This window comes from Butyricimonas muris (genome assembly GCF_046365375.1).
Taxonomy (GTDB): Bacteria; Bacteroidota; Bacteroidia; order Bacteroidales; family Marinifilaceae; genus Butyricimonas; species Butyricimonas muris.
Window position 1 is genome coordinate 87291 of the sequence record NZ_JBKEIT010000009.1, and the last position, 12924, is coordinate 100214.

The following is a 12924-nucleotide window of genomic DNA, read 5'->3' on the forward strand; positions in this document are numbered from 1 at the left end:
GTAAACTTTTTTCGGATACGACAAACAAACATTTTTATATTTCACGCGAACAACCGCTATTCCTCGACATTCTCCATCACGATAGAATCACGGATTTCCCCGCTCACCAGCAATAACGACAATTCCGAAACCTTTGCCTGATATATAGCCGACAATTTCCGGTCTACGGCATCAATATAACTACGTTGAAATTCCCGGAACTCGATTCCCGAGAGAGAACCGATCTTGTATTTTTCCAAAGCCGCATCCAGATTTGCCGCCGCGACATCAGCACTCTCGTTTTCGAAATTCACCATCAACAAGTTGTTCTCGTACGTGTTATACAACAACGCCAAATCCCCGAGCATCTCTTTTTCTGCCTCTTGGTATGAAAGCTCGGTATTCTCCAACTCGATCTTCGCGTTTTTAATCTTCGTACGATTCTGTAAACGACTAAAAATAGGTACGTTCAGCGAGAAGCCCCAGTAAAATCCGTTCGTCCTGTTTAACGTGGTCGCGGAAGACGGTGTATCCGTTTTATTATAGTTATACCCGGAAGTAAAATCCAACGTGGGGAACAACACAGCCCGGGTATTTTTCAAATCCAAAGCCGAGATTTTCTGATCCTTTTTTGCCAGCAACAAAGTCGTGTTACTTTGTAACGTCCTTTGTTCCAATACACCTAAAGACAAAAGAGGTCCCAATAAAATCGTATCCCGCACGTATTCCACCAACTGCAAGTCAGTATTCATCAACTTGTTCAACGTGATGTAGGCTCCTTTTAACGCTTCTTTCTGTTTCACGTAAACAGAACTGTCTGCGTTTAAATCTATCTTTGCCTGTTGGGCTTCCAAACCGGAACGATTACCCACCTCGTAGCGGGTCTGTGCTTCCTCGTAGCGTTCATTAGAAACCTCCAACGAACGAAAAGCCGCCTTCAACTTATGCTGTTGCACCAGCACGTTATAATAGGCAGCGCTTACATTCACGATCAGATTCTCCACCGCCTGCTGAACGGCAAGTTCTCCCATCGCCAGCAACTCTTTCTGCTTCTCGTGCGTGGTAAACATCTCCAACCCGTCGAACAAACGCCAGTTCAGTGCAACCCCGGCAGAATAATTATCCGTCTTTATATCGGACATCTTATTCACCTCTCCCGCACTATTTTCCGTTTTGGAATCATTACGCGTCTGTGTCTGTTTTGCATTCGCATCCACGGTAGGTAAAAAAGTAGAGTAATTCAAATCATTCTTTGCCATACGGGCTTCATTCCGGATAATCTTAATAGAATAATTCGACTCCAACGCCTGCGCTATACATTCCGGCAAAGTCTTTCGCTCTTGGGCGAAACAATTGAAAATTGAAAATTGAAAATTGAAAATGAGCAATAAAAATATTGCCTTCAATGCAATTCTCTTATATTGTAACCCACATTTTATCATATCAACTTGTTTTATTCCTTTCAAAAAACTCATGAATATATCCATTTTCAATTTTCAATTTCTTCTATGATCCGCACTTTCTTTGCTGACAAATACGTGTAAATAGCCGGAATCACAAAAAGAGTCAATAACGTGGAACAGACCATACCGCCCACCACGGCTATACCCATAGCGACACGGCTTTCTGCCCCGGCTCCCGTCGCCATTGCCATCGGCAAAATACCTAATATCGTGGATAAACTGGTCATCAGAATCGGGCGCAAACGTGCCACGGCAGAATCCTCGATTGCTTCCCTCATGGATAAGCCTGCCGCCTTACGTTGATTAGCAAATTCCACGATCAGAATACCGTTTTTAGATACCAATCCGACTAACATGATAATACCGATCTGGCTGAAAATATTCATCGTCTGCCCGAAGTACCACAAGGTCACCATTGCTCCGATCAAAGCCAAAGGCACGGTAAACATAATAATCAACGGATCCCGGAAACTTTCGAACTGTGCCGCCAATACCAGATAAATAAATACCAATGCCAACATGAAAGCAAACATCAGACTGGAAGAACTTTCCACGAAATCTTTCGAAGTACCGGACAAAGTAGTCTTAAAATCGTCATTCAGCACCCGGTCAGCAATCCGGTCCATCTCCTCCAATCCTTGTGAAAGCGTTACCCCTTTCGCCAATCCTGCCGATACGGTTGCCGACACGAAACGATCGTAACGATACAACTGCGGCGGCATCGAACTCTCGCTAATAGAAATCAAGTTATCCAGATGCACCAACTCTTTATTGGCATTTCTCACGTATATACCTTGCAGGTCACTCGGTTTATTCCGGTCTTTACGTTCCAACTGGCTCAATATCTGGTACTGCTTCCCGTCCATAATATAATACCCGACACGTTGCTCGCTCATCGTCAACTGCAACGTTTGAGCGATATCCTGCACGGAAACCCCCATGGCTGCCGCCTTATCGCGGTCAATGTTCACGGTCAACTCCGGTTTCGTGAATTTCAAGTTCAAATCGGAAGCCGAGAACATCGGGCTTTTATTCACCTCATCCATAAACACGGGCAGCATCTCTTTCAGATCTTCCAGATTCTTCGCCTGAATCACGTATTCCACGGGCAATCCACCGCGACGTCCTCCGAACGTCTGTTGTTGTGAAACCAAAGTACGAGCCCCTGTAAATTGTCTTACCTTCAAAGCAAGTTCATCGGCAATCTCCTGTTGTGTACGTTTCCTGTCATCCGCATCGACCAACCACAACTGCAAGCTCGCCCGATTCGTCTGTCCGCCCCCGATAAACTCGATGACTTTCTCCTGCTCCGGTACAAAATCCTCAACAAAAGTTGAAATCTCATCCGCGTACCGGCTCATGTATTCGTATGTCGCACCCTCCGGCGCCACGGAATTCAAGCGAATATTGGAACGGTCTTCCAAAGGAGCCATCTCTGACGGTATCAACAACCAAAGAAAATAAATAGCCACCCCGGAAGCGCAAAGGATAATAATGGATACATAACGCACTTTCAAGAACATCTGCAACCATCGTCTGTACATGTCGGTCATCCCCACGAAGAAAGGTTCCGTTTTCCGGTAAAACCAATTCTTGGCAGCATCCCGGGTCAATAATTTAGTGGAAATCATCGGGGTAAACGTCAACGCCACGAATGACGACACGCAAACCGCCCCGGCGATAACAATACTAAACTCACGGAACAACCGTCCTGTCGTCCCTTCCAAAAATACAATTGGAAAGAACACCGCCACCAGCACCACCGTGGTAGCGATTACGGCAAAGAAAATCTCGTTAGCCCCCTTGAATCCCGCTTGCAAAGGCGACATTCCCTGCTCTATCTTCGTAAAGATATTCTCCATCACCACGATAGCATCGTCCACCACCAACCCGATCGACAGCACGACGGCAAGCAAGGTCAGAATATTGATCGTGAAACCGGCAATATACATGATAAAGAAAGAGGCTATCAATGATATCGGAATTGCCAGCACGGGAATCAATGTCGTCCGCCAACTCCTCAGGAACAAGAATATAATCAATACCACCATGATAAACGCCTCGAATATGGTATCCTGCACCTCGTTGATAGAACTACGGATAAATACCGTGTTATCGAAAGCGATTGTCGCGTCAATATCATCCGGCAAATCCTTCTCCAAATCCTTCATCACCACGTATGCCCTATCCGCAATATCAATATAGTTTGCACCCGGCTGCGGTATCAAGGCACACATCACCATCGGTATCCCATTACGCTTGGCTATACTTCGGGTATTCTCGGCATCAACTTCTGCGACACCGATATCGCTAAACCGGATAATCTGTGCACCATTGCGGGCTATCACCAGATTATTGAAATCATCTATCGACATCAAACGCCCCAACGTCCTAATCGTCAATTCCGTGTTATCTCCTTCTATACGACCGGAAGGCAACTCGATATTTTCTTTTTCCACGGCACTCTGCACGTCCATCGGCGTCAGCCCGTAAGCTGCCAGTAACGCCGGGTCCATCCGCAAGCGCACCGAATAACGCTTTTCTCCCCAAATATCCACGCTACTAACCCCGGGTATCGTCTGCAACCGTTCCTTGTAATAACGCTCGGCATAACCGCTCAAGTCAATCAGAGAACGTTGTCCGCTTCGCAAAGAAATAGCAAATATAGGTTGGGCATCCGCATCCGCCTTGTAAACGGTAGGCGGGTCTATATCTTTCGGCAAACGCCGCAAAGAACCGGAAACCTTATCACGCACGTCATTAGCGGCAGTTTCCAAATCCACGTCCAACTCAAATTCTATCGTGATTCGACTCTGCCCGTCACGGCTGGTACTACTTAGCGAACGGATTCCTTGAATACCGTTAATCGCCGACTCCAACGGCTCGGTAATCTGCGTTTCGATCACATCGGCATTCGCCCCCACGAAAGACGTGGAAACCGAAATCACCGGGGGATCAACACTCGGGTAATCGCGTACTCCCAAATACAACAACCCGATTGAACCGACAATCACCAAAAGCAGGTTCAACACGGTAGCCAACACGGGACGTTTTATACATGTCGAAGATAAACTCATCTAATTTTAGATTTTAAATTTTAGATTTTAGATTCCTACCGCACAAGACCGACGCTTAGGATTTCACCTCCATAAGCCCCGCGCCTTTTCATTTTCAATTTTCAACTTTCAATTATTAAGGCTTACATTCACCGCCATCCCTTCACGCAACTGCATCAATCCGCCGGTCAACACGGTATCCCCGATTTGGATTCCTGCCGTTACCTCAACAAATTTATTATCGCGGCTTTCCGTCTGCACGGCGACACTGGTTGCTTTACCGTTTTTCAGTACCCACAAACGCTTACCGTTCATTTCGGGCACCACGGCTTCCGTGGGAATCAAAATAAATTTCAATCCTTCCGCCGTGTTCCATTGTCCCTTCACGAACATTCCCGCCATCAGGTTATCCGTGTTTCGATAACGGGCACGCAATATAGCTGCATGCTTATCATTGATCTGCGGGTCGACGGCATACACTTCTGCGCTAATATCATGATCCAATCCCGCCACTTCAAAATCAATCTTCCTGCCCACGATAGGAACTCCCACGATATATTTCTCGGGTATCACAAATTCTACTTTCAGAAAAGAATTATCCACGATTGTGGATACTTTCGTGCTGGGTTGCAGGTAACTCCCCACGCTCACGTATCGAAAACCCATTTGCCCGTCAAAGGGAGCCCGAATCTCGGTACGGATAATCTTCACCTTCAGAAGTTCGATATCCGCCAGATTCATATTATACTCCGTTTCCAACTGCTGAAATTCTTCCACGCTTATCGACTCCCGCTTCAACAACACCCGCAAACGCTCCAACTTCGCTTCCTGCAATTTCTTTTGAAACTCCAACCGCTCCAACTGTGCCTTCAAATCGGAATCGTCCACCTTCACCAACAAATCCCCCTTCTTTACACGAGCACCCTCCTTAAACGCGATCTCAACAATTTTCCCGGCTGTCTCCGAAACCAACTCCACCTCCTCGTTAGCCACCAACGAGCCCGTCACCGGAATACCGGTTGAAGAAGTTGCAAGAGAAGCCACAATACCGGTTACCGGTAGCGCCCCCCTCGATGCGGCACGGGGTGATGCAGCCGTTTTCGGGCTATCGTCAGCACTATCACTTGAAGAAAAATCCAAACGAGGGATCAATATAATACCCACAACAACAATCGGTATACCTATCTGTAAAACTCTTTTTAATCCTTTGTTCATATTAAAAACATTACATATAATTACCTTAGTGTTCGCTTACTTCACAGGCATTCACGACACTATTGTTAAGACATCAAATATCTTCAAAAGTTTATTGGCAAACCGTTAAGACTTTGTTAAAATACCAAGGATTTTAAATTTAATTTCAGAACCAATGCCTCCACTTGAACACCACGAACCCGAACACGGAAAAAAGAATGGATATCACGATCACGATCAAAAAACCATACGGGTTTTCCTCCAGTGAATTGGGCACGTTCATCCCGTACAAACTGGCTATCAACGTCGGCAACATCAAGATAATAGAGATAGAAGTCAATCGTTTCATCACGATATTCAAATTATTGGATATCACCGAAGCGTAAGCATCCATCGTCCCGCTCAATATATCGCTGTATATTCGGGCGGAATCCTGTGCCTGCCGCAACTCGATCTCCACGTCTTCCACCAGATCCTCGTCAAAAAATTGCCGTTGCACCTTCAACGTCTTCATCTTGATCAGCAAATTATCATTTCCTCGCAACGAAGTGATAAAAAAGACCAAAGACTTCTCGATCTTCAACAATCGCTGCAACTCCTCGTTACGAATGGACTTCTCCAGTTCCACCTCCGCCATGTGCATCTGCGCGTTGATTTGCTTCAAGTATTTCAAATACCAAACCGAAGAAGACAGGAAAAGGCGAAACACCAAGTCCCAGTTATTCTCTATCTCCAGATTTTTCCGGATCACGTAATTGATAAAATCCGGTATCATTGCCGTCTGGTGATAACACACGGTCACGAACACATCCCCCTTCACGATAATACCCAGAGGCACCGTGATAAAAGGAATACTGTTATCTACCGATTTGAAAGGAATACGCATAATCATCAGCGTCCATCCCTCTTCCACTTCCAGACGGGAACGCTCGTCAACGTCCTCGATGTCATCAATAAAAGCCTCGGGAACACCCTTTTCGTCGATTAAATATCGAATATCTTCTTGAGTTGGTGAAACAACATTAATCCAGCAATTGGGTTCCCATATTTTTTTCTCAACGAACCCTACTTTACCCATTAGGAAAGTTCTCATAATAATTCCTCCTTCAATTTATGAATAGAGGCTTTATTCGGAACCCCTACTCAGATTAATACCGTTGATGATAGTCGTCCATATCTTGTTCTATGAATTTTGCTACAAAAGTAATCTTTTATTTTTAAGATAGTTGCTTTACAACTGGTTTTATTTTTTCAGATCAATAAACACGGGAAGATGATCGCTATACCCACCGATATACTTTGGTCCCCTGTAAGTCGGTTTCGGACGTTTTCCAAAACTTCCTTTTTCTTCCTCCATCAAAAAATCGGAAGCCACAATTTCCATTCGCCCGGAAGAACGCAAACCATGTTTCCCGTCCAACAAAGTCCCGGAAACAATCACGTGATCCAGCGTCTGCCACTCTCCCTTGAAACGATAACTTCCCCGAGTCTTTCCCAACAAATAATAACCGGTATTATAAAGCTCGCGGGAGTTTATTTCTTGTCCCTCCGGATTTTTCGTTCCCAACGCCTGTTGTGCACGAGTATTTGCCCGTCCGTTCATATCCCCCATAATCACGATCATCGCTTCCGGCTGACACGATTGTATTGAATCGACTTTCTCCCTTACAACAGAAGCCGCTTTCACCCGTTTCCATTCACTTTTAGCCTCCCCGCCCCGCATGGAAGGAAAGTGACAGACAAAAAAATGCAACGTATCGACTTCCCTCAATACCCCTTTGCAATAAAGGATATCCCGGGTAGTTTCCCCTCTCCCCAATTCCACGGGAAAAAATTGACTTCTCAATTCCCGGAACACCGTTGTATTATACAAAAGAGCCACATCAATCCCTCTCGCGTCGGGCGAATCCTCGTGTACAATCCCGTAATTCCCGTCAACCAATCCGGTTTTTCGAATCAAATCTAATAAAACCTGTCGATTCTCCACTTCCGCGAGACCGATAATCGTCGGCAATCTTTCGCTCGCGAGCAGCACCCTTGACACATTCAATATTTTCCGGTAATAACGTTCTTTCGTCCAATACATTTTTCCCCTCGGGGTAAAACCTCCGTCCGCTATCAAAGAATCTTTACGAGTATCAAACAGATTCTCAACATTATAAAACACCACTCGACAAGAATCCGTCTGTCCTGACACCCTTCCGTGAAGCAGGCAAAAGAGAAGAACGAAACATCCGATAGTCCTTCTCATCAACATATTACAATAAAATAATCCTTTTTTCCAGCAAATGAATAATTTTACTTTTCAACGCATTCGCGTTAATCGGTTTGGCGGCATAAGCATCGAAACCACTCGCCATGATTTTCTCTTCATCCGAGGCATAAGCATACGCCGTAACGGCAATAACGGGTACGGTTGAAGATATTTTACGTATCTTTTGAACCGCCTCGTATCCGTTCAATTCCGGCATATTAATATCCATCAACACCAGATGCGGGCGATGTTCCTCGAACAAATTCACCGCTTCTATCCCGTTCCACGCGTGTAGCAGCTTATAATCTTTCTTCAGAATAGACTCGAAAAGCATGTAATTACTCGGGTTGTCCTCGGCAATCAGAATTTTCAATTTGTCCTTTTCCACCGCCTCCTGTATGATAAACTCGTCTTTTTTGTTCTCCTCGTGATGCAATTTCACGGGATTATAAGGTACTGTAAACCAAAATGTAGAGCCATTACCGATTTCCGACTCCACCCCTATTTTTCCACCCATTCGTTCCACGATAGTTTTACAAATTGGCAATCCTAACCCCGTTCCTTGGGCGAAAGAATTTAATTTCACAAAACGTTCAAAGATAGCCTCTTTCTTATCGGCACTAATTCCGCAACCGGTATCCGTCACGTAAAAATACAAGGTATTCTTTTCCAGCAAATGATACCCGAAGCGAATACTTCCCTTTTCCGTGAATTTCGTCGCGTTATTAATCAAATTCGCTATAACTTGAGTCAATCGGTTCTTCTCCATATGGATACAACATTCCGGCAATCCTTCCTCGAAAACTATTTCCACCGCGGAAGTTGTCAATCGCAACGCGGAGGTTTGCTCCAGTTCATGCAACAAAGCGTTCAAATCAAAATCCGAATAAACAAACTCCATCGAACCGGATTCGATTTTCGAGAGATCGAGAATATCATTAATCAACTGCAAGAGCAACTTGTTATTATTCTCGATGATATTCACGTACTCCTGCTTTTCACGCTCCTCTTCCGCGGAAGCCAATATATTGGAAAAACCGACAATAGCATTCAACGGCGTTCTGATCTCGTGGCTCATATTCGCGAGGAAAGCCGACTTCAGACGATTGGATTCTTCGGCATGTTCCTTCGCCTCCCGTAAATCCAGTTCCATCTTCTTACGTCCCGTGATAACCAAAGAAGAACCGACCAATGATAAAGCCTTTCCGTTCTTATCCTTTTTCTCCACGGCAGCCTGCGCTTCCACCCACTCGAATGAATAATGGTGATTATTCCTGTCCAGAACCCGGTACTCCTCTTTTATCTTTTCCACCTTTCCCTCGATCAAGGCAGAATAAGCCGCACGTACACGTTCCCTGTCATCCTTGTGAATCTTGGAGAAGTATTGATCTTGAGGTACAGACAAAGTATCTTCACTTCCTTGGTAATGTTGCAACTCTATCGGACGATTCACATCACACAACATAGTCCCGTCCTCCAAATTCCAACGCCACGGGATAATATTGGCAACATCCAAAGCCATTGCCAACTTATAATTCACGGACTCCAACAGCGCTCTCGTGTTCCGTAAATCGGTAATATCCACGCAAAAAACATCGATCATCCCGACTTGTTCCGAAGCGACAAGCAACACCTCGAAATATTTCTCGATAGCCTTGTGATAATACTCTATCGTGAAAGACTTCTTTTCGGCAAGCATCGTCTTGTACAAGACAAGATACTCTTTATAATTACTATTCAGAATCTCACTCCCTCTCTTGCCAACAATATTCTCACCACCTTTAAAATACTTGCAAAACATGGGATTAATAACTTGCACGACATAATCCTCCAGTTCCCCCCGACTATTGTATATCAATTTATGCTTCGTATACGCGATAGGCATATTATTAAATAATGCCTCGTATTTTTTCAAAAAAGACAATTCCTTCTCGTGCAAAGACCGTTCCTTCCTCATCAAACGTATCCTCTCCCACATCAAATAAAGAGAAAACAATAAAACGGCAACAACAAATATCATGTACCGGTTCTTGGACCAGAAACTCTCCGGAACAAAAAAGTAATGCGCGTTATCAGGATATATCGACGTGGGAATACCGGCTTTCTGCAATACATTATAACACAAATAATTATCCGGTTCAACTTGTTGCCAAGCAACATCCTTGGGACTCTTTCCCGCCATGATCTCCCGTAATGTCCGGGCGACCGTATGCCCGAACTCTTGTCCCGAATAAAAATATCCTCCCGCCAGCTCTCCATCCTCAATCCCTATATCTTCCAATATAAACACGGGATGATGATCGAAAGTACTTATCGTCTTATGATTATTACATGAAATATATTTATTACCGACCATACCCTCGCGTTGAAACCAAGAGAAATACAGTAACCCAACCTTGTTTATATCAAAAGAAGATATTGAATCCAACATATCATCCATAGTCATCTCCCCTTCCGTGAAATAACTTACTTGAAGATCCGGAAAATACTTCTGACAAACTTCCCGCATTTCGTATCTTACCTGCGCACTAACATAACGATGATCGGAAATAAGGACTACCTTTTCCATTCCGGGAAGCAACAATTTCATTTCATCAATCGTGCCCCTCACGTGAATGGGGCATTCGACAACCGTGGCATTATATCCTTTTATCAGTTCCCGAAAAGATTTCATCTCTCCCGGAACAATCTCTTCTTTCCCCAACACGGAAGTCCACGACGTCACATAATCTTCCTGCACGCAAAAGATTATCGGAACATCTTTCCACACCCCGTTAAAAGCATCTTCAAATAAACACCACGCGGGAGACCCGAGTACCACAATACAACGAGGCAATGGAATCGAATGTTTTTCTATTATCAAACGTTTCCTTTGCCGCGCGATGGAATCCTCCTCGACCAAAAGCATATTGAGGGACTCGACAAGAATATCCTCCTCGATCGAAGGATCTTTCCGAAGGCTGTCAATCACGTAATTCGACCACACGGTAACATCCGTGTACGAATTAATAACCAAGACATTATCCCGATCACGAGCCCACAAGGCCGAAAACTCAAACAAAATAAAAATGAATAAAAAACCGATCCGTAAAATATTCTTTAAGCACATGCCACATTTACCTTTATAAACGAGTACAAAGGTACAAATATAGCTTAAACTAACAACCGGAAAATGAATTAATTTCCCTACCTTGCCCGCACTTCGCAAATCACGGAATCGGCAATCACTAAATCACCGAATATTTCCCCAGTTCCTCCCAATACTCCAACGCCCGCCTCGTGTGGGGAATCACGATAGTTCCCCCGACAAGATTGGCTACCGAGAATATCTCGAACAACTCCTCCGTGGTCACCCCGAGTTGATGACACTTTTCCAGATGATACTTGATACAATCGTCACAACGCAAGACCATGGAAGTTGCCAATCCCAACATCTCTTTCACCTTGGCGGACAAAGCGCCATCCATATATGTATTCGTATCCAAATTATAGATACGTTTGATTACCTTATTATCAGCGGCAAGAATCTTTTCGTTCATTTTAGCCCGGTACGCCCGGAACCGTTCAACCATTTCACTCATAACTCTTTCAATAAATTCCGATCAACTTCAAAATATCATTTATATTCGCGAATAGCAACAAGAATATCAAAAAGAACATTCCCGCTATCTGGGCATTCTCCATAAACTTCTCATTCGGTTTGCGACGGGTAATCACCTCGTACAACAGGAATACCACGTGCCCCCCGTCCAAAGCCGGTATAGGCAACAGGTTCATCACACCCAGAATCAATGACAGGAAAGCCGTCAAATCCCAGAACGCGTGCCAATCCCATACACTCGGGAAAACATTCCCGATAGACACGAAACCACCCAAAGATTTGAACGCCTCCGCGTTTTCAAACAACTTGAACTGCTTCAAATAAGATTTTACCTTATCCACTCCCATGTTGATACCCGCGGGCACGGACTCCAAGAATGAATATTTTTTCACGGCAAATTCGAAATCGGCTATAATCCTCGGCTGTATCCCCATGAGCTTGGAGTCGCCCATATCGAGATAGAGAGTTAATGTATCCTGCCCTCGCAACACTCTCACGTTCATCACGCTATCCCGATGATTCATCACCAGTGACTGGAACTCGTCATAATAAGTAAATCCCCGTCCGTCCACCTCGATAATCGTGTCGGTCGCCAACATCCCGGCATTCCTTGCCGGTGCGTCTTGAGCGAAAGCCACAATCTCACCGTTATACTTGTAACGAGGTGCCAACAAAGCCTTCTGGTCAAAACCATTGGAGGAATAAGCCAGTATCTTCTTGACCAGAGTAGGAGGTATTTCAAGGCTCACAACCCGTTCATCCCGTAGCACTTGCATAGTCTTCGGCTCATCCAGCAAAAGATGAAGCATGATATCACTGAAACGCTCCACTTTTTTGTTATCGAAAGACAAAACGATATCCCCGTTACGCACCCCCGCGTCCAACATAATACTGTCACACACGACACCGTATTTCACGTTTTCCGCCGGCAGATACTCCTCGCCCCAAGTATAAAGCACCATGATATATATAAAAAATGCCAGCAGGAAATTCACCAACACCCCGCCAATCATGATTAGCAACCTTTGCCATGCCGGTTTGGAACGAAATTCATAAGGTTTTGGCGGCTCTTTCATCTGCTCCAAATCCATCGACTCGTCAATCATCCCGGAGATCTTCACGTATCCCCCCAAAGGCAACCACCCCATCCCGTACTCGGTTTCCCCCTTTTTAAAACGGAAAATCGAAAACCACGGGTTGAAAAAAATAAAAAACTTCTCCACCCGTACCTTGAAAAGTTTTGCCATAAAGAAATGTCCCATCTCGTGCAACATCACGAGAATCGACAAACTCAACAAAAACTGTAATATCTTCACTAATACATCCATGTTCTGATTTTAGATTTCTTGATTTCTTGATTTATGATTTTAGATTCCA

At 44.6% G+C, this 12924-nt stretch carries 8 protein-coding genes; all 8 read right to left on the minus strand.

Features of this window, described 5'->3' with window-relative positions:
* Window positions 1-56: 56 nt before the first annotated feature.
* Window positions 57-1421: a TolC family protein gene (locus ACK8P8_RS15100; RefSeq protein WP_186977771.1), complete on the minus strand. Its 1365-nt coding sequence runs from the start codon at window positions 1419-1421 to the stop codon at window positions 57-59.
* Window positions 1422-1468: 47 nt separating this feature from the next.
* On the minus strand, window positions 1469-4519 hold the full coding sequence (locus ACK8P8_RS15105) for an efflux RND transporter permease subunit (protein ID WP_099290168.1): 3051 nt from the start codon (window positions 4517-4519) through the stop codon (window positions 1469-1471).
* A 108-nt stretch (window positions 4520-4627) separates the two neighbouring features.
* Window positions 4628-5713: an efflux RND transporter periplasmic adaptor subunit gene (locus ACK8P8_RS15110; protein ID WP_410026018.1), complete on the minus strand. Its 1086-nt coding sequence runs from the start codon at window positions 5711-5713 to the stop codon at window positions 4628-4630.
* Between the two features lie 145 nt (window positions 5714-5858).
* Window positions 5859-6785 carry a magnesium transporter CorA family protein gene (locus ACK8P8_RS15115; RefSeq protein WP_227215376.1) on the minus strand — a complete coding sequence of 309 codons (927 nt, stop codon included), beginning with the start codon at window positions 6783-6785 and terminating at the stop codon, window positions 5859-5861.
* A gap of 150 nt (window positions 6786-6935) precedes the next feature.
* The gene (locus ACK8P8_RS15120) at window positions 6936-7943 is read right to left on the minus strand and encodes an endonuclease/exonuclease/phosphatase family protein (RefSeq protein WP_410026019.1); all 1008 of its coding nucleotides are present in this window, start codon (window positions 7941-7943) and stop codon (window positions 6936-6938) included.
* Between the two features lie 7 nt (window positions 7944-7950).
* Complete coding sequence (locus ACK8P8_RS15125; protein WP_255469590.1) at window positions 7951-11007, minus strand: ATP-binding protein; 3057 nt, start codon at window positions 11005-11007, stop codon at window positions 7951-7953.
* Between the two features lie 166 nt (window positions 11008-11173).
* On the minus strand, window positions 11174-11527 hold the full coding sequence (locus ACK8P8_RS15130) for a carboxymuconolactone decarboxylase family protein (protein WP_410026020.1): 354 nt from the start codon (window positions 11525-11527) through the stop codon (window positions 11174-11176).
* Between the two features lie 7 nt (window positions 11528-11534).
* Entirely contained in the window at window positions 11535-12875 is a 1341-nt protein-coding gene (gene rseP / locus ACK8P8_RS15135) for an RIP metalloprotease RseP (RefSeq protein WP_186977783.1), read from the minus strand.
* Window positions 12876-12924 lie beyond the last annotated feature (49 nt).